The sequence below is a fragment of the Pseudomonas sp. CFBP 8772 genome (genome assembly GCF_014841665.1).
GTDB classification, from domain to species: domain Bacteria; phylum Pseudomonadota; class Gammaproteobacteria; order Pseudomonadales; family Pseudomonadaceae; genus Aquipseudomonas; species Aquipseudomonas graminis_B.
This window is the reverse complement of record NZ_JACYUI010000001.1, coordinates 459,947-483,900: the sequence shown is the minus strand read 5'-3', so window position 1 is coordinate 483,900 and position 23,954 is coordinate 459,947. Positions and strand designations below refer to the sequence as shown.

The 23,954-nt window shown below is 60.8% G+C and carries 22 protein-coding genes; 15 read left to right on the top strand and 7 right to left on the bottom strand.

The window, feature by feature from the left end:
- Nucleotides 1-85: 85 nt before the first annotated feature.
- Nucleotides 86-763 carry a YceH family protein gene (locus tag IFT99_RS02125; protein WP_192130260.1) on the top strand — a complete coding sequence of 226 codons (678 nt, stop codon included), beginning with the start codon at nucleotides 86-88 and terminating at the stop codon, nucleotides 761-763.
- Between the two features lie 5 nt (nucleotides 764-768).
- Here the strand turns inward: IFT99_RS02125 and IFT99_RS02120 are convergent, their stop codons facing one another.
- Entirely contained in the window at nucleotides 769-1,581 is an 813-nt protein-coding gene (locus tag IFT99_RS02120) for a shikimate 5-dehydrogenase (protein ID WP_192130259.1), read from the bottom strand.
- A 227-nt stretch (nucleotides 1,582-1,808) separates the two neighbouring features.
- On the opposite strand from IFT99_RS02120, the gene IFT99_RS02115 reads away from it, so the two are divergent.
- The 3 genes from IFT99_RS02115 (at nucleotide 1,809) to pbpG (ending at nucleotide 3,853) form a co-directional block, all read left to right on the top strand.
- The gene (locus tag IFT99_RS02115) at nucleotides 1,809-2,159 is read left to right on the top strand and encodes a hypothetical protein (protein ID WP_065988773.1); all 351 of its coding nucleotides are present in this window, start codon (nucleotides 1,809-1,811) and stop codon (nucleotides 2,157-2,159) included.
- A 238-nt stretch (nucleotides 2,160-2,397) separates the two neighbouring features.
- A complete protein-coding gene (locus tag IFT99_RS02110; protein WP_065988772.1) occupies nucleotides 2,398-2,580 on the top strand; it encodes a hypothetical protein in 183 nt (60 codons plus the stop codon).
- A gap of 337 nt (nucleotides 2,581-2,917) precedes the next feature.
- The gene (gene pbpG, locus IFT99_RS02105; RefSeq protein WP_065988771.1) at nucleotides 2,918-3,853 is read left to right on the top strand and encodes a D-alanyl-D-alanine endopeptidase; all 936 of its coding nucleotides are present in this window, start codon (nucleotides 2,918-2,920) and stop codon (nucleotides 3,851-3,853) included.
- A 44-nt stretch (nucleotides 3,854-3,897) separates the two neighbouring features.
- Here the strand turns inward: pbpG and IFT99_RS02100 are convergent, their stop codons facing one another.
- Together IFT99_RS02100 and IFT99_RS02095 are read right to left on the bottom strand one after the other, a co-directional pair.
- A complete protein-coding gene (locus tag IFT99_RS02100; RefSeq protein WP_192130258.1) occupies nucleotides 3,898-4,830 on the bottom strand; it encodes a magnesium transporter CorA family protein in 933 nt (310 codons plus the stop codon).
- 4 nt (nucleotides 4,831-4,834) lie between these two features.
- A complete protein-coding gene (locus IFT99_RS02095; RefSeq protein WP_192130257.1) occupies nucleotides 4,835-6,418 on the bottom strand; it encodes a RimK family protein in 1,584 nt (527 codons plus the stop codon).
- 89 nt (nucleotides 6,419-6,507) lie between these two features.
- Between IFT99_RS02095 and IFT99_RS02090 the strand changes: the two genes are divergently transcribed.
- The 3 genes from IFT99_RS02090 to IFT99_RS02085 all read left to right on the top strand — a co-directional run bounded on the left by IFT99_RS02090 (nucleotide 6,508) and on the right by IFT99_RS02085 (nucleotide 8,454).
- Nucleotides 6,508-7,626: a GNAT family N-acetyltransferase/peptidase C39 family protein gene (locus IFT99_RS02090; protein WP_192130256.1), complete on the top strand. Its 1,119-nt coding sequence runs from the start codon at nucleotides 6,508-6,510 to the stop codon at nucleotides 7,624-7,626.
- Between the two features lie 114 nt (nucleotides 7,627-7,740).
- Nucleotides 7,741-7,872: a hypothetical protein gene (locus IFT99_RS26430; RefSeq protein ID WP_274605101.1), complete on the top strand. Its 132-nt coding sequence runs from the start codon at nucleotides 7,741-7,743 to the stop codon at nucleotides 7,870-7,872.
- Between the two features lie 123 nt (nucleotides 7,873-7,995).
- Nucleotides 7,996-8,454 carry a DUF2214 family protein gene (locus tag IFT99_RS02085; protein WP_192130255.1) on the top strand — a complete coding sequence of 153 codons (459 nt, stop codon included), beginning with the start codon at nucleotides 7,996-7,998 and terminating at the stop codon, nucleotides 8,452-8,454.
- 29 nt (nucleotides 8,455-8,483) lie between these two features.
- On the opposite strand, the gene IFT99_RS02080 is transcribed toward IFT99_RS02085, so the two are convergent.
- Nucleotides 8,484-9,803, bottom strand: a complete 1,320-nt coding sequence (locus IFT99_RS02080) for an Nramp family divalent metal transporter (RefSeq protein ID WP_065988766.1) — start codon at nucleotides 9,801-9,803, stop codon at nucleotides 8,484-8,486.
- Between the two features lie 114 nt (nucleotides 9,804-9,917).
- On the opposite strand from IFT99_RS02080, the gene IFT99_RS02075 reads away from it, so the two are divergent.
- Nucleotides 9,918-11,351, top strand: coding sequence for an MFS transporter (locus IFT99_RS02075; protein ID WP_192130254.1), 1,434 nt, complete (start codon nucleotides 9,918-9,920; stop codon nucleotides 11,349-11,351).
- A gap of 1,021 nt (nucleotides 11,352-12,372) precedes the next feature.
- On the opposite strand, the gene norR is transcribed toward IFT99_RS02075, so the two are convergent.
- Nucleotides 12,373-13,950 carry a nitric oxide reductase transcriptional regulator NorR gene (norR, locus tag IFT99_RS02070; RefSeq protein WP_446731112.1) on the bottom strand — a complete coding sequence of 526 codons (1,578 nt, stop codon included), beginning with the start codon at nucleotides 13,948-13,950 and terminating at the stop codon, nucleotides 12,373-12,375.
- A gap of 352 nt (nucleotides 13,951-14,302) precedes the next feature.
- On the opposite strand from norR, the gene IFT99_RS02065 reads away from it, so the two are divergent.
- The 7 genes from IFT99_RS02065 to IFT99_RS02035 all read left to right on the top strand — a co-directional run bounded on the left by IFT99_RS02065 (nucleotide 14,303) and on the right by IFT99_RS02035 (nucleotide 21,343).
- On the top strand, nucleotides 14,303-15,754 hold the full coding sequence (locus IFT99_RS02065) for a UbiA family prenyltransferase (RefSeq protein ID WP_192130252.1): 1,452 nt from the start codon (nucleotides 14,303-14,305) through the stop codon (nucleotides 15,752-15,754).
- On the top strand, nucleotides 15,751-17,067 hold the full coding sequence (locus IFT99_RS02060) for an FAD-binding oxidoreductase (protein ID WP_192130251.1): 1,317 nt from the start codon (nucleotides 15,751-15,753) through the stop codon (nucleotides 17,065-17,067). Before IFT99_RS02065 ends, IFT99_RS02060 begins: the two co-directional genes overlap by 4 nt.
- 8 nt (nucleotides 17,068-17,075) lie before the next feature.
- Nucleotides 17,076-17,816, top strand: coding sequence for an SDR family oxidoreductase (locus IFT99_RS02055; RefSeq protein WP_192130511.1), 741 nt, complete (start codon nucleotides 17,076-17,078; stop codon nucleotides 17,814-17,816).
- Nucleotides 17,813-18,799 carry a lysylphosphatidylglycerol synthase transmembrane domain-containing protein gene (locus tag IFT99_RS02050; protein WP_192130250.1) on the top strand — a complete coding sequence of 329 codons (987 nt, stop codon included), beginning with the start codon at nucleotides 17,813-17,815 and terminating at the stop codon, nucleotides 18,797-18,799. The genes IFT99_RS02055 and IFT99_RS02050 overlap by 4 nt, the downstream gene beginning before the upstream one ends.
- A gap of 38 nt (nucleotides 18,800-18,837) precedes the next feature.
- Nucleotides 18,838-20,322: a DUF2723 domain-containing protein gene (locus IFT99_RS02045; RefSeq protein ID WP_192130249.1), complete on the top strand. Its 1,485-nt coding sequence runs from the start codon at nucleotides 18,838-18,840 to the stop codon at nucleotides 20,320-20,322.
- 78 nt (nucleotides 20,323-20,400) lie between these two features.
- Nucleotides 20,401-20,715 carry a hypothetical protein gene (locus tag IFT99_RS02040; protein ID WP_065988487.1) on the top strand — a complete coding sequence of 105 codons (315 nt, stop codon included), beginning with the start codon at nucleotides 20,401-20,403 and terminating at the stop codon, nucleotides 20,713-20,715.
- Nucleotides 20,716-21,076: 361 nt separating this feature from the next.
- The gene (locus tag IFT99_RS02035; protein WP_065988488.1) at nucleotides 21,077-21,343 is read left to right on the top strand and encodes a hypothetical protein; all 267 of its coding nucleotides are present in this window, start codon (nucleotides 21,077-21,079) and stop codon (nucleotides 21,341-21,343) included.
- Nucleotides 21,344-21,434: 91 nt separating this feature from the next.
- Here the strand turns inward: IFT99_RS02035 and IFT99_RS02030 are convergent, their stop codons facing one another.
- Complete coding sequence (locus IFT99_RS02030) at nucleotides 21,435-22,196, bottom strand: carbon-nitrogen hydrolase family protein (protein ID WP_192130248.1); 762 nt, start codon at nucleotides 22,194-22,196, stop codon at nucleotides 21,435-21,437.
- A gap of 142 nt (nucleotides 22,197-22,338) precedes the next feature.
- Nucleotides 22,339-23,883, bottom strand: coding sequence for an EAL domain-containing protein (locus IFT99_RS02025; protein WP_192130247.1), 1,545 nt, complete (start codon nucleotides 23,881-23,883; stop codon nucleotides 22,339-22,341).
- Between the last annotated feature and the right edge of the window lie 71 nt (nucleotides 23,884-23,954).

The following is a 23,954-nucleotide window of genomic DNA, read 5'->3' as shown; positions in this document are numbered from 1 at the left end:
CACGGAGGCGGACGCGAACGCGGCTTGTCTTTTACCTCATCCAGCCCCTACCCTCATAGCCTTTTCAACGCTTGGGGAATGGGTCATGTCTGACGAGCTGGATTCCGAAAACACCGTTGAAGCCGCGGATGCGCTGCAGCTGAGCAGCACCGAAGTGCGCATTCTGGGCTGTCTGATCGAGAAGCAGGCCAGCCATCCCGAGACTTACCCCCTGACCCTCAACGCCCTGGTGCTGGCCTGTAACCAGAAGACCAGTCGCGAGCCGGTGATGAACCTGACGCCCGGCCAGGTCGGCCAAAGCCTGCGCGCGCTGGAAAGCCTGCAACTGACGCGCCTGGTCATGGGCAGCCGGGCGGACCGCTGGGAACAGCGCGTCGACAAGACGCTGGAGCTGGTGCCGGCGCAACTCATCCTCACCGGCCTGCTGTTGCTGCGTGGCCCGCAAACCGTCAACGAGCTGCTGACCCGCAGCAACCGCATGCACGACTTCGAAGACGCCGACGCGGTGGTGCATCAGCTTGACCGGCTCATAGGCCGTGGGCTGGCGGTGTTGATCCCGAAACAGGCAGGCCAGCGCGAAGACCGCTACCTGCACGCACTGGGCGATCCGGCTGACAGGGAGACAGTCCTCGCCGCCCGGGCACACCCGACCGAGCGCAGCAGTTCAGGCAGCCCGGGCAGTTCGGCGCTGGCCGAGCGCGTCGAAACCCTCGAAGCCCGTATCGCTGCGCTGGAAGAACGGCTGGCGTTGCTGGAGGGGTAGGCGCGCTAGCCCCGCGCGAAAGCGGCGGCTGCCTGATACTGCTCCTGGGTTGGCGTCACACCGGTGTAAAGAATGAACTGCTCCAGGGCCTGGATTGCCGCGACCTGGTCGCCGGTGATCAGGCGTTTGCCGAGCCGCTCGGCCTCGACGATGAACGGCGTACGCGCCGGCGTGGCGACGACATCAAACGCTGTGTCGGCGTGTTCGAGGGCGGACACCTCAAAAGCCAGCGCCTCGGCCTGATCACCGGCCATACCCAGCGGGGTGACGTTGACCAGCAGCGGCGGGCGTTCACTGCCCAGTTCGGCTTGCCACGCAAAGCCGCACGTCTGCGCGAGCGCCCTGCCCGCCTGCTCGTTGCGCGCCACGATCAGCCCGTCGGTGAAACCGGCGTCGCGCAGGGCACAGGCGACGGCCTTGGCCATGCCGCCACTGCCACGCAGCGCAAATCGCGTGCGCGGCACTTCATGGGTGTCCACCAGTTGGGCGATGGCAATGTAATCGGTGTTGTACGCTTTCAAGTGGCCATCGGTATTAACGATGGTGTTGATGGATTGAATGGCGGCGGCGGACGCGTCCAGTTCATCGACCAGCTCAAGAGACGCTTCTTTAAAAGGCATCGACACGCCGCACCCGCGAATGCCCAGTGAACGCATGCCGGCGATGGCGGCGGACAGGTCGGTCGGCGAGAAAGCCTTGTAATAGAAGTTCAAGCCCAACTGTTGATAGAGGTGGTTATGGAAGCGCACGCCGAAGTTGCCCGGACGTCCGGCCAGGGACATGCACAACCGCGTTTCCTTACTGGCAGTGACCAACATGAAATCTCCCGAGTGGTATTAGAAGACGCCTGGGGAAAGGCGTAGAATCGCAACGCTTAGCCGGAATGGGCACAGCTGTTGTTATTAAAGTTGTCGAATACCTTACACAAAATTTACGCAACGGCCTCGCAGATATTTCCTGAACCGTTGTCTGAGAAGTTATCCCGTGGCAGTGCCTGAGCGTAACGCAGGCTCGCGACAACGGGACTGAACACCGAGGAACAGTCATGATTCGTCAGATCCCCAAAGTTGCCCTGTTGTTAGGCGCCCTCGCCCTGGCAGGCCAGGCTGAAGCCCATGGCGGCGGCCCGGGCTGGGGTGGAGCAGCCGTGATCGGCGCGGTCGTCGGCGGTGTCGTCGGCGCGGCAGTGGCGTCCGGTCCGGTTTATGCGTCGCCCGCTCCTGTGTACTACTCGGCCCCGGCGCCGGTTTATTACGCGCCACCGCCACCGCCGCCGGTTTACTACCAGCCGGCTTATGTCGTTGAACGCCCGGTCGTCTACGCCCCGCGTTACTACGGCCCGCCACGTTATTACGGCCCTCCGCCGGGCTACTACCACGGTGGCGGTCGCTGGTAACAGCGGTTTGCTCCTGGCCTGAGGGCTGTGGTGTTAGCAGCCCCAGCCTCACGTAACACTGACCCCGCCCCTCCGGCGGGGTTTTTGTGTCCGGGCGCTTATACCGGATGCAAGTGCGGTCTAGAGACCTGTTCCATCACCGCCCCTACCCGCTCATCAATGACGACTATCGAGCGCGTTGATTTCTGGATCAACCGGTCGCGCCGTACAGTGGCGCCATAGATTGATGGAGGCCCCTATGACCAAGGTACAAATCATGTCGGTTGTCGGCAGCGCAGTACCCGCCCAGCTTCGTGAGCGCGGTCTGCTGGCGTGCTGGTACTTGATGCACGACGGCGAACCCGTCAGCGGCCCTTTACCTTCACTGCCGGCCGCGCAAGCGCTGTCGCAGCAGCTTGAACACCCCCCGCTCAACAGCTGAAACCCTGTTCCCTTATCCCTGCGAATCGTGCGTTGCTCCGCACACCCCTTTAGCCTGCCTCTTTAATGACGCGGGCTTTTTTTTGCGCGCCAATCCGGTTTTGATGCGCGGCCATGACCGTCAGGCGTGCCATAAACAGCAATTCGACCCTTTTAAATACAGGCTTTTTGGATCCGCCACCTGAACCTGAGCTATACAACAGCGGTTTATTAACGAAACCCCGCGCCAGCCCATCGACAACTTCAGAAACTTGCTCCTAAAATGCGCCGAACGTGTTGTCGTCCTTGAAGAAAGTCCGACGTTCCACGCTATTTCCATCATTAAGTGAGCGTTGCTCTTGAAAATCCGCCCAACCGTCATCGGCCTATTATTTGCACTTACAGGCTGCGCACTTTCCACCGTCACACTGGCCAAAGAATCACCGACCTTCAATCGCGATCCGGCCAATCTGCATCTGGCTTCCGGCAGCGCCATGATTACCGACCTGCAAACGGGTCAGGTGCTGTACGCGAGCAACCCCGACATCGTCGTGCCGATCGCCTCGGTGACCAAGCTGATGACCGCGATGGTCACCCTCGACGCCAAGCTGCCCATGGACGAGATGATCAAGGTCGACATCTCCCAGACCGCCGAAATGAAAGGCGTGTTCTCCCGGGTCAAGCTGGGCAGTGAGCTGAACCGCCACGACATGATGCTGATCACCCTGATGTCGTCGGAAAACCGCGCCGCGGCGAGCCTGGCCCACAGCTACCCGGGCGGCTACCCGGCCTTCATCCGGGCGATGAATGCCAAGGCCAAGGCGCTCGGCATGAACCACACCGTGTACATGGAGCCCACCGGCCTGTCGGTCTACAACGTTTCCACCGCGCGGGATCTGACCAAGCTGGCCCTCGCCGCACGCAACTACCCGATGCTGCGCGAGCTGAGCACCACGCCTGAGAAAACAGTGACCTTCCGCAAGCCGAATTACATCCTCGGCTTCAGCAACACCGACCACCTGGTGCGTAAATCCAACTGGGACATCAAGCTGACCAAGACCGGCTTCACCAACCAGGCCGGCCACTGCCTGGTGCTGTTGACCAGCATGGCCAATCGTCCGGTGTCGGTGGTGATTCTCGATGCCTTCGGCAAATACACCCACTTCGCCGATGCCAGCCGCATGCGCTTGTGGATGGAGACCGGCAAAAGCGGTCCGGCGCCGGAAGTCGCCCTGCAGTACAAGAAAGAAAAGAATCAGGTGCTGAGGCAGAAAGGTTTGCAGGCGTCGGAATAACACCTCCCGCCACGTTCAGTGGGAACCCGCCGGGCTCCCACTGATCACTGACTCGCCCGCGCCATGCGCTTGAGTATCACCACCATCCCCACGCCCAGTCCGGCCATGCCGACCAGCAATGCCGGGTAACTGACCCACCACGGGACGGGCGTGGTCATCATGCTGAATTCCGACATCCCGCCAATCCCCGCCACCAGATTCAACGGCAAGAACACCACGTTGATCAACGTCAGCTTGCGCAACAGATTGTTGGTGTTGTTGTTGACCAGATTGCCCCGCGCGTCCATCAGGCTGGCGAATACCGTGGAATAGATGTTCGCCTGTTTATGGCACTGCTCGTTCTCGATGATCATGTCTTCGATCAGCGCCAGGCTGTCGCCGGAAAACTGATGTTTGTGCGCATGATTGCGCAGGCGCGTCAGCACCGAGCCGTTGCTGTCGATGGCGTTGATGTAATAGACCAGGCTTTCGCTCAGGTTGAACATCTGCACCAGATGGCGGCTGTCCATCGAGGCATTGAACTGCTGTTGCAGTTCCCGGGCGATCATCTTGATCACTTTGAGGTGACCCAGATAATGATGGATGTTGTGGAACAGCACCTCCAGCAGCACGTCGAGCAACGTGTGCATGGGCCGGTGCAGTCCCAGGTCGCTGATCTGCTTGTTGTCTGCGCAGATCAGGACCATGTGATGGGGGCTGAGCAGCACCCCGAACGACGACACGTCGAAGGAAAAGGTGTCCTTGCCCGAGTAGTTCTCCGGCCGCTTCCAGATCATGAACAGCGCGTCCGGGTGAAATTCGATGCGCGACACCTCGTCGGGGTCGAGCGCCGAGGCCAGGGCGTGGTCGTCCAGATTGAAGCGCTCCAGCAGCAGGGTCTTTTCCGCTGCGTCCGGATCGCTGAACCACAGCACACTCGCATCGGCTTCGGCGCATTCCCGTAACCGGCCCGCCTCAAGGCGGTGACCCTTGACCACCGCCCTAACCCGCCAGACCGCGACGTTTGATGTCGAGCCGGCGAATGAACTCCTCCAGCACCAGCGCGTACAGATCGTCCTGCAGCCAGGCGTCTTCGATGCCGGCGTCGAGGTTGGGGTTGTCGTTGACTTCGATCACCACCACGCGGTCGCCGGATTGCTTCAAGTCGACGCCATACAGCCCATCGCCGATCAGGTTGGCAGTCTTTACCGCGAGGTCCACCACGGCGCGCGGCGCATCATGAACGGCCAGGGTGCGGCACTCGCCGTTGATCTCCGCGTCGATGGCCTTGTGGTTGTAAATCTGCCAGTGGCCCTTGGACATGAAGTACTGGCAGGCGAACACTGGCTTGCGATTGAGCACGCCAATGCGCCAGTCGTATTCGGTGTAGAGGTATTCCTGGGCCAGCAGCAGCACCGAGTGCTCGAACAGCTCCCGCGCCGCATCCTGCAACTGCTTCGCGTCCTGCACTTTGATCACGCCCTTGGAAAAGCAGCCGTCGGGTATTTTCAGCACCAAGGGAAAGCCCAGTCGTGCCGCGACGTGCTCCAAATCATCCGGTCGCTCCTTGTAGAGGATTTCCGTGGCCGGCATGCCCAGCTTGTGGCTCTTGAGCAGGTCGGTCAGGTAGACCTTGTTGGTGCAGCGCAGGATTGACGCCGGGTCATCCATCACCACCAGCCCTTCGCTCTCGGCCTTCTTGGCGAAGCGGTAGGTGTGGTTGTCGACGCTGGTGGTCTCGCGGATCAGCAGCGCGTCGTATTCGGCCAGCCGTGAGTAGTCCTTCTTCTCGATCAGCTCGACGTCCACGCCCAGTTGCTGGCCGACGCGGATGAAGTTGTCCAGCGCCTTGCGGTTCGACGGCGGCAGCGCTTCCTGCGGGTCATGCAGAATCGCCAGGTCGTAGCGGTAGGTGCGACGTGACCGCGGCTGGCGCCAGATCTTGCGGCTGAAACTGTTCAGGGACTGGGCGAACTGGTCCTGCTGATGATCGCGCAGGCGGGTCAAGGCGCCGGTCTTGATGCCGACGATGTGCCAGTTGTCGCGCTTGCGAAACTCCACCAGCAGGATCGGCGCCGGAAACGCCTCGAACAGCTGACGGGCGAGATCCTGCAACGGCGCGAGATCGGTCTGACCGAAATACAGGCTCAGGGTGAAGCCTTCGGTTTCGTCGTACGGATGGTCACGCAGCGCGTGTTCGAGGCGCTTGTCGAGGTCATCCAGCGCCAGGCCGTAGAGGGATTTGCGGGTCAGCTCGCTGATGGTTTTCACCGATGGAATCACGTGGTGACCCCGGGCTTCGGCCAGCAGCGAGCAGTAATAACCGTGGCCGAGGTAGCGATAGCTGCGGCACAGGTTAATCACCTGCACCCGCTGGCCGGCATTGTTCTGAGGCGGGTTTTCAAGATAGTCCTGGGCGCTGATCAAGTGTTCGCTGGGCAAGTAAGACGACCAGTCTTCGAGCCGCTCCACCACAATCAACAGTTGGCTTCGGGTTGAAACAGGTTTCAGCGGATTGACATTTAAAGTTGCCGAACGCTGAGGTTGTGCTGATACTTCGTCGGTCTTCACCGGCACCGCATTCATGAGTTGATCCTTCGGGAAACAGTCCTTTCTATAAAACATGGCTTTGTAGAAATGTCCCGTTTCGTTACTCACTCTTTACGGTGCCTGACATGAACTTTATATATCGCCTCGCCCAGCCGGCCGATGTGGACGAACTGCTGGTGCTGGAAAACCAGTGCTTTGAATCCGACCGCCTGAATGCGCGCAGCTTTCACTGGATGGTCACGCGGGCCAACGCGCGATTGATCGTGGCGCTGGGTGATCACCCCGAACAACGGCTGGCCGGTTATGCGCTGGTGCTGTTTCATCGCGGCACGTCTCTGGGCCGGCTTTACTCCCTGGCGATCAGCGACGATGCCCGGGGGCAGGGCCTCGGGAAGCACCTGTTGGCCCAGGCTGAACAGCATGCCCTTGAGCGTGAGTGTGCCTATTTGCGGCTCGAAGTCCGGCCGGACAACGCCCCGGCGGTTCGTCTTTACGAGCGCAACGGCTATCGGCTGTTCGACCGCATCGACGACTACTACGAAGACCACGCCCCGGCATTGCGCTACGAAAAACGCATCCGCGAACACGCCACCGGCGTCACTCGCCACGTGCCCTACTACCCGCAAACGCTGGACTTCAGCTGCGGTCCGGCGTGCCTGCTGATGGCCATGAAAGCCCTGCAACCGCCGCGCGCCATGCAGCGTCACGAGGAACTGCAGATCTGGCGCGAGGCGACCACGGTGTTCATGACCTCCGGCCATGGCGGTTGCAGCCCCCAGGGTCTGGCGCTGGCGGCGTTGCGCCGTGGATTCGAGGTCGGCCTGCAGGTGTCGGTGCGCGGGCCGTTGTTTCTCGCCGGTGTGCGCAGCGAAGAAAAGCGCGAAGTCATGCGCCTGGTGCATGAGGAATTCAGCCGCGAGCTGGCTGAAAGCGCAGTTCGTCAACTGGGCAGTGCGCCGCTCAATCTCTGGCAACTGCAACAGGACCACGGTCTGGCGCTGGTGCTGATCAGCAGCTATCGGTTGACCCGTTCCAAGGCGCCGCACTGGGTGCTGGTCACGGGGTGCGATGACGATTTCGTTTACTTGCACGACCCCGACATTGATCACAGCCAACAGCGTCAGGCCATGGACTGCCAATACATGCCGGTCAGTCATAAAGAGTTCGCCGGCATGTGTTGTTTTGGTGCCGACAAACTTCGCGCGGCGGTTGTTCTTTATTCCCAGCGGTACGCGCCTATATAAACGGCGTCAGTCAAGACGTCGTTCGCGTAAAGATCCCGTCGTATTGATTGCAGTAGCACCGGCAAACGGAATGAATAGGCGTTCGGCCTTTAGGCGATGGGTGGAATAGGCGTGATGGATAACTCGGTGATCGGTCTGGTGATTGTTTCGGTGATAGCGGTATTTGGACTTTCGGCGTTTTACTTTGATTTCGTTCATCCGCGTCGCAAGCCACGCCTGGAAAAACGACGCCATCTGCAGAAATGAGCGACGGCGCCCCCGACGGATTATTTTTCTTGCCCCACTTGATCGGTCAAGGCGTAACGCCAACGACCCGCTACGCTTGTGCAGGTGACGCTTGCTTCGCACATCGCTCGGGGGAGTTCAAACATGCTCATCAAATGGGTACTGGCTGCGTTGCACCTGCTGGCGTTCGGTTTTGCGATAGCGGCGGTGCTGGCGAGGGGACGGGCGTTGCGGCGGCTGCGCACGGACGATCCGAGATCGTTCAGGGATGTGTTCGTGGTCGACAATATCTGGGGCGTCTCAGCAGGGGTTCTGCTGGTCAGCGGGGCATTTCGGGCGTTCGGCGGGCTGGAAAAAGGCTCGTACTATTACCTGCATCAGCCACTGTTTCACCTGAAAATGGCGGCGTTCGTGGCCATGCTCGCGCTAGAAGTGGTGCCGATGTTCGCGTTGATCAAATGGCGCATCGCATTCAAAAAGAACCAGCCCATTGATACGTCCCTGTCGCGCCGTTTCGCCCGGATCAGCCACATGGAGGCGTTGCTGATGGTCATCATCGTCATCGCCGCCACGGGCATGGCGCGGGGGATATTGCTGAGTTGAGGCCGGGGCGATCCCCTGACCTCTGTCTGTCAGACCACCCAGAAATACATGAGGGTCAGGTTCGCGCCCGAAATCAATCCGAACAGGCCCCAGGCCAGGGTTTTGGTCAGGCGACTGTTGGCGAACGGGCCCATCAATTGTTTGTCGCTGGTGAAGCGGATCAGCGGCCACAGCGCGAAGGGCAATTGCAGGCTGAGGACGACCTGGCTGAGCACCAGCATCTTGCCCACCGCGCCGTCGCCGAACCAGATCACCCCAATGAACGCCGGAATCAGCGCCAGGCCACGGGTGGCCAGACGGCGTTGCCAGCACGGGATCTTCGCTTTGAGAAACCCTTCCAGCACCACTTGGCCGGCGATGGTGCCGGTGAACGTTGAGCTCTGCCCTGCCGCCAGCAGCGCGACGCCGAACAGCACGCTGGCGACCGCGCCGCCCACCAGCGGATCAAGCAAGTGGTAGGCGTCCTGGATTTCCACAATGTCGGTGTGGCCGGTGCCGTGGAACGCGGCAGCCGCCAGAATCAGAATGGCCGCGTTGATCACCAGCGCCAGGCTCAGGGAGGCGATGGTGTCGACCCGGGCGTAACGAATGGCGCTGGCCTTGCTTTCCACCGACGTGCCGTTGACCCGGGTCTGCACCACCGATGAATGCAGGTACAGGTTATGGGGCATCACGGTCGCACCGAGAATGCCGATGGCGATGTACAGCGGTTCCTGATTACTCAGCATCTCCCACGACGGCTTGAGCCCTGCGACGACGTCCGGCCAGAACGGCTTGATCAGCACCAGTTCGATAAAGAAACACGTTGCGATGGTCGCGATCAGCCCCAGCACGATGGCTTCGAGACGCCGGAAATTGGCGCCCTGCAAGGCCAGCACGATGACCGTATCAAACGCCGTCAGCGCCACGCCCGTGGTGATCGACACCCCCAGCAGCAAGTGAAACGCCAGCGCAGCACCCAGCACTTCCGCCAGATCGGTCGCAAGGATCGACAGCTCGGCGAGAACCCACTGGCCCATGCCGACCCGGCGGCTGTAGTGCTCGGACGACAGCTGCGCCAGATCGCGGCCGGTGGCGATGCCCAGTCGCGAACACAGGTTCTGCAGCACCATGCCCGACAGACTGGCCAGCACCACCACGAACAACAGCGAATAACCGAAGCGCGAGCCGGCTTCGATGGCGGTGGCCCAGTTGCCGGGGTCCATGTAGCCGATGGAAATCAACAGGCCGGGGCCGACGAACAGCATCAGCTTGCGCAGGAAAGACGCATTGGCGGGTATGGCGACGCTGTCGGTGGTCGCCGACGGGCAGAATGGCGCGGTGGCCGTGGTCGGGAGTTTGTACTTCACAGGAATCCGAAACGTGGTGGCAGTCAGTCCCGGAGCTTAAACGTGCAGAAATGTTTTGTCTTGAATCTCTGGGGCACTAACATGCTGCGTCTCACCGATCCGGAAAAAACAATAATGCATGCCGTGCCCGATAGCCCTGACAACACCCATTCGACCCGTGACGGCGTCGACCCGATACGTGCTGCGCGGATTTCCGCGCGCATCGACCGACTGCCCGCCGTCGCCACGATCTGGAAGCTGGTGGCGCTGTTGTCCATTGGCGGTTTCTTCGAGCTCTACGATTTGTTTCAGACCGCCTATATCAGCCCGGGTCTGATTCGCGACGGGCTGTTCGCCACCGGGGCCCAGGGCGTGTTTGGCTTTTCCGATCAGGCGGCGTTTGCCTCGGCCACCTTTCTGGGACTGTTCCTCGGTGCCAGCCTGCTGAGCCCGATCGCCGACCGCTACGGCCGCCGCGCAATCTTCACCTTCGCGCTGATCTGGTACACCGTCGCCACGGTGCTGATGGGCATTCAGACCTCGGCACTGGGCATCATCTGCATGCGCTTTCTGGTGGGCATCGGCCTGGGCATCGAGCTGGTGACCATCGACGCGTACCTGTCGGAACTGGTGCCCAAGCGCATGCGCAGCTCGGCGTTTGCCTTCGCGTTTTTCGTGCAGTTCCTGTCGGTGCCGTCGGTGGCATTGATGTCCTGGTGGCTGGTGCCGCAAGACCCGTTCGGTATCGCCGGCTGGCGCTGGGTGGTGTTGGCCAGTGCAGTGTTTGCGCTGTTCATCTGGTGGCTGCGCTCGCGCCTGCCGGAATCGCCGCGCTGGCTGGCGCAACACGGCCGTTTCAGCGAAGCCGAAAAGATCATGGATGACCTCGAAGCCCGCTGCGTGAAGGATCAAGGTCAGGCGCTGGACGAACCGGAAACCCACAATGTAGCGGTCGAAGGCAAAGGCCGTTTCGCTGACATCTGGCAACCGCCGTATCGCCGCCGTGCGCTGATGCTGATTGTCTTTCATGTGTTCCAGGCGATCGGCTTTTTCGGTTTCGGTAACTGGCTGCCTGCGTTGCTGTCGGGTCAGGGCGTGAGCGTGACCCACAGTCTGGCGTATGCCTTCGTGATCACCCTCGCCTATCCCCTCGGGCCGTTGTTGTTTGTGAAGTTCGCCAATCGTTTCGAGAATAAGTGGCAGATTGTCGGCTCGGCGCTGGGCTCGATGATTTTCGGCACGCTGTTCGCGCAGCAGACGACGGCCGTGGGGCTGATTTTTTGCGGGGTGATGATTACGTTTTGCAATGCGTGGTTGAGTTTCAGTTATCACTCGTACCAGAGCGAGTTGTTCCCGACCAATATCCGCGCCCGGGCGGTGGGGTTTTGTTATTCGTTCAGTCGTCTGTCGACGGTGTTCAGCAGTTTGTTGATCGGGTTGTTTCTGGACCATTTCGGCACGCCGGGGGTGCTGACGTTCATTGTGATGAGTATGTTGATTGTGATCATCACGATCGGGGGGTTTGGGCCGAAGACGCGGAATCTGGCGCTCGAAGATATTGCTCATTAGTAGCGGAGTCCTTTTTACAGCAGCCAAGATCAAGAGCGTCTGCCTAAGGGCAGACGTTTCGCCTTCGGCGAGTTACTTGGAAAAGCACCCCAAGTAACCAAGGGTGCTTGCTCCTGGTTGGGCCCGACTTCGTCGGGTTCCTTCACTCCGGTCCCGCTCCGTGGGCCCGCTGCCATCCGCCATCCATGGCGGGGGGCAGCTCTCGCCGCATCCATGCGGCTCGGCCCACTCCGCGAGACCTGCGTTCAGCCTGCACCCAAGTCGCGATTGGCGGTGACCGGACTTTTTGCGTATGAAGATCAAAAGCAGATCACAAGCAGATCAAAGGCTTCCCGGCTGAAGCCGGTCCTACTAACAGCGCGCGGTGTGTCAGCCGATCGTTCCCCCGCTCCGCGTGGGAATGCATCCCGTGACGCTCTGCGTCACTTGTCCGGCCTAAATGTGCGTCGTCTGCGGGACGCAGAGCGTCCGGGGCGGCGTTACCACGCGGAGCGTGGGAACGATCAGAAATAGAACGCATTTTTTCTGTAGGAGCCGGCTTGCTGGCGAGCGCGGTGGGTCAGGTATGAAGACATCGACTGACAGAATACATTCGCCAGCAAGCCGGCTCCTACAGTGTGAGCTGGGTACAGTCAGTGGGACCGGCTTTAGCCGGGAAGCTTTTGATCTGCCTCTGCCTCTGCCTTTGATCTTGATCTTGATCTTGATCTTCAAACACAAGAAGTTCAGTCACCGCCAATCGCGACTTGGGTGCAGGCTGAACGCAGGTCTTGCGCAGTGGGCCGAGCCGCATGGATGCGGCGAGAGCGCCGTCAGGACATGGATGTCCGTTCGGCGCGGGCCCACGGAGCGGGACCGGAGTGAGGGAACCCTGACGAAGGAAGGGCCCAACCAGGAGCAAGCACCCTTGGCTGCTCTTTAAAACCGAGAGGGGGGTGCTTTTCCAAGTAACTCGCCGAAGGCGAAACAGTCTGCCCCCAGGCAGACGCTCTTGACCTGAAGTATCTTGATCTGAAAAAACCTACCGAATCCCCAATCGCCTGGCCAGCCGACTCAAATTCGCCCGATCAACGTCCAGCTCCCGCGCCACATCCGCCCATTTGCCCTGATGCCGCTCCAGCGCCTCGCCGATCAACCGCTTCTGAAACCCGTCCACCGCCCCCTTCAACCCCTCCCCCGGCCGAATCACCGCCGTGCCGACGGATACGTCCAACGAAGCAGGCGCAACCACCCGCACCTCCTCAAGCCCCAACACATCCGCCTCGATCGTCAAAATCCGCGGCCGCTCACTCTGCACCGACAGCGCCTTGAGCACCGCGCGGCTGATCAGATGCTCCAGCTCCCGCACGTTCCCCGGCCATGCATACGCCAACAGCGCCGCCTGCGCTTCCGGGCTCATGCGCAGACTGCGCAGCCCCATCCGCGCCCGGTTCTCCTCGAGGAAATACCCCGCCAGCAACAACACATCGCGCCCCCGTTCGCGCAACGGCGGCACCACCAACGGGTAAACGCTCAGGCGGTGATAGAGATCCGCGCGGAAGCGCCCGGCGCGCACTTCTTCTGCCAGATCACGGTTGGTCGCGGCGATGATGCGCACGTCCACGCGATGCTCCTGATCGGACCCGACGCGCTGCAACTGGCCGCTCTGCAACACCCGCAGCAACTTCGACTGCACCGGCAGCGGCAGCTCGCCGACCTCGTCGAGGAACAACGAACCGCCATGGGCCAGCTCGAACTTGCCGCTGCGTCCGCTGACCGCTCCGGAGAACGCGCCTTTCACATGGCCGAACAGCTCGCTCTCCACCAACAGTTCGGGCAGCGCGGCGCAGTTAAGGCTGATCAGTGGCTTCGCCGCCCGCGGCGACTGAAGGTGAATGGCCTCCGCGACCAACTCCTTGCCGACGCCGGTTTCGCCCGTGATCAACACCGTCAGCGGGCTGTTGCCCACCAGCTGGATTTCCTGCTGCAAACGCTTGTGCACCGGGCTTTGACCGATCAGCTCCCGAGGCCCGCGTCCGCCTGCGGCGCGTTTGTACACCTCGGCCAACTGGCGCTGATCCTCAAAGCCACGGGCCAGTTGGCTGATCCGTTCGCTGGCCATCACCGTTGCCGCCGCCAGGCTGGCAAACGCCTGGAGATTGCCCAGATCGGCCTGGCCAAAGCGTGCAGGATCCAGGGAATCCAGGGTCATCACCCCCCACAGCGTGTTCTGCACGTACAGTGGACAACCGAGGCAATCGTGCACTTCCAGGTCGCCGTGCACGCCTTCAACCAGCCCGTCGTAAGGGTCCGGCAGATCGCAGTCGGTGGAGAAGCGGGTCGGTTCGCGGTTTTGCAGAATGATGTCCAGCCGCGGGTGCTCCCCCAGTCGGAACCGTCGCCCCAGGGTATCCGGACTCAGTCCCTCGACCGACAAAGGCACCAGCGCCTCATCCTCCAGCTTGAGCAACGCCACGGCGTCACACGGGAACAGCTGGCGCAGTGACCGCAGCAGGCGTCGGTAGCGCTCATCGTCCGGCAGGTCCCGGGACAGGTCGGCGACCAGCGGAGTGAGCGCCAGCAGCAAAGGATGGGTCATGAGAACTCCCGGCAACGGCATGGGAAGGGGGCAGTGGCGAGTCATTATGACTGCGATGCCAGTCGAAACGACAGCGCCGTCGCCAACGCAGCTCCCGCCGGTCTGCAGGAAGCACGCTACACACACATAGCCGTGAATCGCCGTATTAAACACGGCACTAAACCGTCATTGCCGAGAAGTCATTAGTTGGTCGCCAATTCTCCGGCAGCGCTTGTGTAATAAATGAAAAACTGCCGCGCTCACTTTTCTCAAAAACTCGCTACTTAATTCTGACGCCACCTCGCCGACGTCACGCCCGGGGCCCTTTAATTTAAATGAAGTTGTGAACATCCGATTTTGTTTATAGTCAGCCGACCCCACAGGAGCACTCACTATGGCCAGAATTCAGGGACGAGTTCTTGAAACTTACCCTCCCTTGGTAGTTGATCTCGACGGCACGTTATTGCGCTCGGATTTGCTCATGGAGACGGCCATGGCGTTCATTCGCGGCCAGCCGCTGAAAACCCTGAAAATGCTGGGCTGGCTGTTCAAAGGCAAAGCCGCGCTGAAAGAAGGCCTGGCGCTGAGCACCGAAATAGACGTCTCCGTGCTGCCTTACGATCCGCAGATCATCGAAATGATCCAGCGCGAACGAGACACCGGCCGCATGGTGGTACTGGCCACGGCGAGTCATGTAAGCCTCGCCGAGCGAGTCGCCGAACACTTGCAATTATTCGATCTGGTGCTGGCGTCCAATACCCACCGCAACTTGTCCGGCCACAACAAACGTGACCTGTTAGTTGCGCACTTCGGCGAGGGCGGATTCGATTACATCGGCAACTCGAAAGATGACTTGCCCATATGGGATGTGTCCCGCCAGGCCTATGTGGTCAATCCCGACAGAGGCGTGGAAGCCCAAGTAAAAGCACAAGTCAGCGTCGAGCCGACTATCCGCAGCAACTCGCCGGGCCTGCGGGACTGGCGCAAGGCCCTGCGCTTGCACCAGTGGTTGAAAAACGCGCTGATCTTCGTGCCGCTGTTGGCGTCCCATCGCTTGGCGCAGTTCGAGTTGATGCGCGACGGCGTCATCGCGTTCCTTTGTTTCGGCCTGTGCGCCTCCAGCGTCTACATCCTCAATGACCTGCTGGACCTGTGCGACGACCGCCATCACAAAAGCAAATGCAACCGACCGTTCGCCAGTGGCCGCCTGTCGATCAAGACCGGCCTGGTGATGGTGCCGGCGCTGCTGGCGATGGCCTTCGGCGCCGCGATGCTGCTGTTGCCGTGGCAGTTTTCAGCGGTGATGGCCGCCTACTACGGCCTGACCCTGACCTACTCGCTGAGACTCAAACGCCTGATGGCCTGGGACGTGATCGCCCTGGCGATGCTCTACACCGCGCGAATCATCGCCGGCGTCGCGGCGTTCAGCCTCACTCTGACGTTCTGGATCCTCGCGTTCTCGATGTTCATTTTCCTCAGCCTGGCCATGGTCAAGCGTTACGCCGAGCTGCGCGATGCCCGCGCCCGGGAGATCAACACGTTGGCGAGGGGTCGCGGTTACCACCCCGGCGACCTGGACATGATCGCCTCACTGGGAGCCTCGTCGGGTTACCTCGCGGTGATGGTCCTGGCGTTGTACATCCAGGACGCGAAAACCACTGAGCTGTACGTCACCCCGCACATCATCTGGCTGGCCTGCCCGCTGCTGCTGTTCTGGGTGACGCGGGTGTGGATGCTGACCCATCGCGGGCAGATGAACGAAGACCCGGTGGTGTTCGCCATCCGCGACCGCACCAGTCAGCTGATCGGCGCGGCGTTTCTGATGATGTTCTGGATCGCCGCATGAGCACGCCGTTGTATTCCTGGGGACGTTTCCCCCGTCGTCCGCAACGCGGTCATGGCTGTGTGTGGCTCGACGAATTGCCTGCGCAGATGGACCGCGTGATCGGCGCCCACCGCAGCAGCCTGCCCTACGGCAACGGCCGCAGTTACGGCGACAGTTGCCTGGCGGCCAGCGATGAGGTGCTGCACATGCGCTCGCTGGACCGGCTGATCGAAGCCGATTGGAGCACCGGCGTGATCAAGGCCGAGGCTGGCATCACCCTGGCCGAAGTGCTGGCCGTGGCCATCCCCCAAGGCTGGTTTTTGCCAGTGACGCCCGGGACTCAGTTCGCCACCCTCGGCGGCGCCATCGCCAATGACGTTCACGGCAAAAACCATCATGTGCGCGGCACCTTTGGCCGCCACCTGCTGAGCTTCGGCCTGTTGCGCCACGGCGAGCCGGAGGTGATCTGCTCGCCTGAAGATCATTCAGCCCTGTTCGCCGCGAGCATCGGCGGGCTCGGCCTGACCGGGGTCATTCACTGGGCGCAGATCCAGTTGATGCCGATCCGCGCCAGCCAGATCGACACCACCACGGTGCGCTTCGCCAATCTGGCCGAGTTTTTTGCGCTGTCGGCCGAGCTGGACGCGCGTCATGAGTACAGCGTTGCCTGGGTCGACTGCCTGGCCAAGGGCGCCGAGACCGGACGCGGGGTGTTCATCGTCGGCGATCACGCGCAGTACGGCTCCCTCGACGCCGGTCAGCGCAAAAAGCTCAGCGTGCCGCTGACGCCGCCGGTGTCGCTGATCAACAAAGTGTCCCTCAGCGCCTTCAACAACCTCTACTGGCGTCTGCACCCCAGCCAGCGCAAGCAGGGCCGCAGCGCCTACGAACCGTTCTTCTACCCCCTCGACCGGATCCTGCACTGGAACCGGATTTATGGCCGCCGGGGGTTTCAGCAATACCAGTGCGTCGTGCCTGCGGCGAATGCCGAAGCGGCCATGGGCGAACTGCTGCGCACCATTGCCGACGCCGGCCAGGGGTCGTTCCTTGCCGTGCTCAAGCGCTGTGGCGATATAGCCTCGCCGGGGCTGCTGTCGTTCCCCCTGGAAGGCACCTCCCTGGCGCTGGATTTTGCCCAGAGCGAGGCGCTGGAGAACGTGTTGTTCCCGCGTCTGGACGACATTGTTCGCGCCGCTGGCGGGCGCTTGTACCCGGCCAAGGACGCCCACATGAGCGGTGCCGATTTCCGGCGGGCCTACCCCGCCTGGGAGCAGTTGGAAGCGCTGCGCGATCCCTCTTTGATGTCCCGTTTCTGGAGCCGTGTGATCCTATGAAAACTGCAGTGAAGAAAGTCCTGATCATCGGCGCCACCTCCGCCATCGCCAGCGCGTGCGCACGGTTGTGGGCCACGGAAGGCAGCGATTTTTTCCTGGTGGCGCGCAACGTCGAGAAGCTGCAGCAGACCGCCGCCGACCTCAAGGCGCGCGGAGCGACCCAAGTCACGCTGCACGAGATGGACGCCAACGACATCGAGGCGCATCCGCTGATGATGGGCCGCTGTCTGACTGCGCTGGGACAGATCGACATCGCCCTGATCGCCCACGGCACGCTGCCCGATCAGAAGGCCTGTGAGCGCGACGTGCACCTGGCGCTGAAGGAATTCGCCAACAACTGCACCTCGGTGATCGCCCTGCTCACGGTGCTGGCGATGCAGTTCGAAACCCAGCGCTGCGGCAGTCTGGCGATCATTTCTTCGGTAGCGGCTGACCGGGGTCGCCCTTCCAATTACCTCTACGGCAGCGCCAAGGCGGCGGTGTCGACCTACTGCGAAGGCTTGCAGGCGCGGCTGTTCAAAGTCGGCGTGCACGTCACCACCATCAAACCGGGCTTTGTCGACACGCCGATGACCCAGGGGCTGTCGTTGCCGGCGGCCCTGCTGGCACAACCGGCGCAGGTCGCCCAGCGCATCGTCAAAGGCATCGCCAACAAGGTGCCGACGCTCTACGCACCGGGTTTCTGGGCGCTGATCATGCTGGTCATTCGTTCGATCCCGCAGCCGGTGTTCAAGAGGCTGAATCTATGAGCGAAGCGGTGCCCGAGACTTCGCACCTGTCCGGCTGGCGCTACCGCGCGGTGGTGCTGTCGGTGGTCGGCTCGGCGTTGGGCTATCTCGGCTTTTCGCTGTGGGGCGGCTGGCAGGCAGTGGGCGCTGCGGTGAGCGAGGTCGGGCTGGTGGGCATTGTCATCGCGCTGCTCATGTCATCGGTCAACTACGGCCTGCGTTTTGTGCGTTGGCAGACCTACCTGAAAGTGCTCGGCCATCCCATGCCGTGGCGGCCGAGCCTGAACATTTATCTGGCTGGCTTTGCCCTGACCACCACGCCAGGCAAGGCCGGAGAAGCGTTGCGCGGCGTGCTGCTGAAACGCTGGGGCGTGCCCTACCCGCAGAGTTTCGCGGCGTTTTTCAGCGAGCGGCTGTCGGACCTGTTCGCGGTGGTCTTGCTGACCCTGTTCGGCCTGTCGCTGTACCCCCAGGCATGGCCGATGATCGTGGTCGGCGTGGCGCTGGTGGCGGTCGGGCTGGTGGTGCTGTCGCAACGTCGCCTGCTTGAGCGGATCACCGACAAGGTGCCTGTAGGTGGCGGCAAGGTGCTCGGGCTGCTGCGCCATCTGCTGCAAGTGCTGGTGCATGCGCAGCAATGCCATCGCCTGCGTCTGATGCTCGGGCTGACCGCATTGAGCGTGGTCGCCTGGAGCGCCGAAGCCCTGGCGTTCGACTGGATTCTGAAATGGATGGGCGCGGATATCCCGCTGACGTTCGCGGTGTTTGTCTACGCCCTGGCAATGCTGGCCGGCGCAGTGAGTTTCATGCCTGGTGGACTGGGCGGCGCGGAGGCGGTGATGGTCGGCCTGCTGGTCTGGAAAGGCATGGACAGCGCCGACGCCGTGGCCGCCACCGTGCTGATTCGTCTGGCCACGCTGTGGTTCGCCGTGGCCATCGGCGCGGTGATGCTGATCAGGCTCAAAAGCGAGGCTGCAACGCCTCAGGCTCAACCGGTTCAATAACGCTTTTCGACGGGATTAAAGGGACAGGAGTGCAAGTCATGGTGGCAGCAGTACGTTATCGAGCGTTATTCGGCATTCCCCTGTTGTTGGCGGTGGCCGCCGTGGTCTGGAGCTTTCTGGCCTCCAGCGGCCCGATTCAATGGATGGACAACGGCATCTTCATCGCAGACGCCTCGGAGGGTCGCTATTTCAGCGACACCCTCGGCCCGCTGGATCACCCATTGTACCTGTTCGTGACCACGGCGCTGTTCGCTCACTTCGGCCCGCTGGTGCTGAGTTTCATGAACTCGATGCTGTTGATCCCGCTGGGCTGGGCGATCTTTCGTCTGGCCAAAGGCGTCGGCGCGACATCGCAGCAGGCCTTGCTGGCGATTGCCGCGGCGGTGTTGTGCCATTGCGTGTTCTGGGTCTCGACCAAAGCCGAGGTTTATCTGCTGCACACGCTGCTGGTAACCCTGGCCTACATGGTGCATTTTCGCGATAAATCGCGCTTGGGCCTGCTCACCGCGCTGTTCGTCATCGGCATCCTCACCGGCCTCGCCGCCGCCATTCACCAACTGACGTTCATCGTGCTGTTCCCGCTCTACGTGCAACTGGTCTGGCAGCACCGGGCGCGGGTGCTGTTGACGATCCCGGGGTTTGTGCTGGGCTTTGCGGTGGCGATCCCCGGTATTTTGCAGGAGCTGCAAAACGGCTTGAGCCTGATCGACATCGGCCACCGTTACCTGATTGGCATCCCCGACAAGACCACGGAACAGAGCTGGCAGGGTTCGCTGTTTCGCTTCGACGACATGTGGCACGAGAAGAACTCGGTGGTGCTGCTGATGCTGTCCCTGCTCGGCCCGCAACTGGTGGCGCTGGTGCTGTTCCCGAAAAGCCGGCGGCTGCGGCTGCTGTGGTGCGCGGCGGTGCTGAACTTCCTCTTCGCAGTGTCGTACAACGTCACCGACCGCTTTACGTTTTTTCTGCCGGGCGCGGTGTTGTTGAGCATCATCGGCGTGATCCATGTGCAGGCGTGGCTGGCGCGGCACAATGCCGCCGTTGTCGCCTATGCCCTGCCCCTCAGCGGCCCGGTGACCCTTCTGACGGTGTACGCGATTTACGCCAGCGGTGTCGTTGCGCTGCCCACCCACAAGGAAGCGCTGCCTTTCCGTGACGATATCCATTACTTCATGGCGCCGTACCTGCGCGATCGTTCGGCGGAGGCGTTCGTGGACAGTTACGAACAATCAGCTCCCCTAGGCGCGCTGATTGTTGCGGACTGGACGCCCAACGGCGCATTGCGTTCGGCGCAAGCCAGCGGCCTGCTCAAAGGGCGAACCGTGGCGCTGTGCGAAGGCGCAAAAAACATCGAGTCTTACTTGAACGGCCCCGGTGCCTTCCTGGCGCGGACCAGTTACTGCTCGAGCATCTCGGATCGCTTTGATCTGCAGACGTTGGCGGTGGGGTACGAATTGCGCGCGAAAAAAGCGGAGGGGCAAAGCAGCCCAAGCGTGCTAGTGAATCCACTGAGAGGCGGATGACCGTCCGTCGGATCGAATGCACCTCTTGCGTTGGCGGGTTGACCAATAGGTATCCATGACAACAAAGGGATTCACATCATGATCAAGACTAAATTGACTGCCCTGACACTCGCTGGCCTGATGGCTGTTGCTACTGGCTCCGCGTTCGCTGGTTCCACCGGCCCAACCGATCCGATCGACAAGAACGGTCCGAAGCCAAGCACCTCTACCAGCGGTCAAAACAACGACGGCAGCTCCCCAGGCACGTCGACCCCAGGGACCAAAGGCATGGGCAGCACCAACGGCACCAACCGTGGTGACGCTGACGGCGGCGGCATGACCAATGGCAGCGGCATGGGCGGCAGCGGCGGCGGTACCGGTGGTGGCGCGAGCGGTTCCAGCGGCAGCAAGTAAATCGCTGTGCTGACCGTGTGCCTCTGAGCGAACGTAGCGCCGAGGCAGCACTGAATACGATGAAGGGCCGAATATGATTCGGCCCTTTTTTCGTTTCTGGTTTCATTCCCGGGAAAGGCCGACCTTCTCACGCCACTGCCCAAGTGTTATCAAGGGTGGACCTCCCGGCCTCTTCCCGGCTGAAGCCGGTCATCCGATGGAATTGCGGCATTCCGCAGGACTGCTTTAGCCGGGAAAGCGTATGACTTTTCATTGCAAAACCCGAGGAGAAACACGGGCCTAAATTTTCCGCCGTCGCTGTCGATACGCTATTTGTAGAGCCCCAATAGCGGGTTGGACCCGATCAGTGAAAGGCAAAAGCATGTACACAAACATTTTTCTGCTGGTAGAGCATGGCCGCGATCAAGGTGAAGTATCTGTTTTGGGCTGGTTCGATGACGAACGCGCCGCGCAGGACACCGCCGAGGCCATGGAGTGGAAAGCGTATCGCGACGAAGCCAAACGTCATCATCAATGGTCGAGCCAGCCGTTGCTGCCGCCGGACCAGACGGCCCATCGACGGTTCTGGGTCAAAGGCATCTCCAAATTCAGCCACACCCCGGCGCCCCGTTCGTGGGCGGTGCATTGATCCCTGTTGAGCAGAAACTCAGCGCAGCGGGCACCGCCAAGGTGCCCTGCTACTTGTAATTGCCCGACGCTGGCTCGTCAGCAGAACTGATTCAAGACAGAGTCGGTCGCTCGACAACCTCGCCCTCCCACACGCCTTCATGCCGACGGGCAATCACCAGGCAGTCGCCCGTACCCGTCGCGCTTACCACCCGCTCACCTGCGGGTGACCAAAATGCGCTGCGTCCCGCGCAGGCCCAGCCTCCCGACGGTCCGCCATGGTTGGCCATCAACACGCCCATCGAATGCGCACAGGCGTAGCTCTGCAGCAATTCAGCGTCTCGCGCATAGCCTTCTTCGCTGATCAAGACGCTGCTGGCGTACAGACTGGCGCCAACTTGCGCCGCTGCCTGGGCGTGGCCGGCGTGGGTAAAATCCGCACAGACCGACAGCGCAATGCGCTCGGCGCCGATATCCACCAGCGCACCGCCCTCCCCGCCACTGAAAACCGCCTCTTCTCCCGGATGAAGATGCTGCTTGGTGTAGACCGACTGCGATCCATCGGCGGCCATCACCAGTGCGCCAATCAGGATGATTTCGCTGCCGGGTTGACGCAGTGGCAGCCCCACCACGGTGGTCATCCCTGACTGCGACGCGAGCTCACGCAGCGGTTGCAAACACTCGGCGTCAGGTGTCTGAGCGAGTTCGCGCGCGAGGAACGGCTCGTAGCCGGTCAAGGACAACTCGGGGAACAGCAGAAACTGAACGCCATGTTCGACCGCGCGGCGCATGGTGTGAAGATGCCGGTCGATGTTGACGTTGATGTCACCGGCGACCGAGCAGTATTGAGCAGCACATATCACGAGGTTTGTCATAGGAACTCGTTTTTTTCAGACAGCGAGGGAGTGACGAATGCTTCGATCAACTGAGGTTGCGGCGGCGGCAAGCGGTCAGGCACGCGCCGCGTATTCTTCACGCTGCACAGCTCCTCGACCCGTCTGACATCGCGGAGACCTCCTAGCGGTTTTTCTGGGTATTAACAAAGTTTAGAAAATCCTGAGAGGGCAATGCTTTCGAATATAACCAGCCCTGGGCGTAATCCACCTTATACAGTCGCAGGTAATCTGCCTGATGGGGGCTCTCGATGCCCTCGGCAACAATTTCCAGACCCAGCGTTTTAGCCATGGCAATAATATGCGTCACCACCGAACTGGACGCTGAAGATTTATCGATGGCGTCCACGAAGGATTTATCAATCTTGAGCACATTGACAGGAAGGCGCTCAAGGTATTGCAAACTGGAGTACCCCGTACCAAAGTCATCGATTGCAATCTTGAAGCCCAGCGCCCGCGCTTTTTTAAGTGTCGTAACGGCCGATTCAACATCGATGAAGCCTCGCTCAGTGGCCTCTATCCATATTTGACTGTTGTTAATCATCGAGCCTTTCAACGCTTGATCAAGCGTGTCAAGAAAACGCCCGGATTTAAGATCATCTGCACAGATGTTGATGGCCACATGAAGACGCCGGTTATCTCGTAGAAGTTGCGCCATGTCTCTGACGACGCCCTGGATGACCTGGTCAGTGATGGGCAAAATCAGCCCTGTTTCTTCAGCCAGCGGAATGAACTGATCAGGGGCCACAACCGTGCCGTCTGGTCTCAGCCACCGAACCAACGCCTCGGCCCCAGTACATTCCTGAGTTTCAAGATCAATGATCGGTTGATAGTGAACAGTGAACTCCCGCTGGGCGATTGCGATCTGCATCTCGGCCATCGGCGAGAGTCTGACTCGCATGATCCGGATGACTGACAATACGACAATCAAGCCGATCCCAAGGCCTATGGGCAGCATCCAGGCCAACTCGCTATAAAAGCTGGTGTCGACGCTTTTTATCGGCTCAGCCACAAGGGCGGACCAGTCGTCTTGAGTGGAAACAGCATAGAGATAGTCTTTACTTTTGCGATCTCGGTTTGATACGAGTTGGGAAATCGTCTTCTCATCCGCTCCCTGAGAAATATTGACCAATTGGCCTTGGTAGAAAACACCGAGTTGCATTCGATCATCCAGAATGATGTCGCTGAGCCTTCCCGCATTTATAAGGACGCGGTAGGCGCCACGATGCATGATCGTGATCGGCTGGATCCCCTGGTCACTCGGGATCAGGCGAACATTGATTTTATAGCCTCTCGCATCGGTATAAGTCGACGTCGTCGATTCAGACAGTATCGACGTGCCCCCCCATGATGTGCAGGCAAGCGACCCTCGCTCGAGATAATCAATTTCTTCGACCGCACGGGTGTTCACGGTCGCTTTTCGCATTAACGAAATATGCTCTGGAGAACACGGCACCCCAGCCCAGTTCTCCATCTGCGCTATAACATTGAGACCTTGTTGCAATGACAAGCTAATGTTTTTGAGCGCTCGCTCGGAGTAAGTCGCCAAATGAGTCCTTTCTTTGGCCAGCGCCCTTTCCCAGGAAATGTAAGCCATCGTGATCATAGGAAGAACTGCCCCTATCAGCCCTGACAGGGTGGCTATGATGATGACTCTGGATTTACGCATTCCCCTTGCCTCAAAAAATGGACTCATCCTGTACTGATGCTCATTACCTCTCGTTCAGAGTGTGATTTATC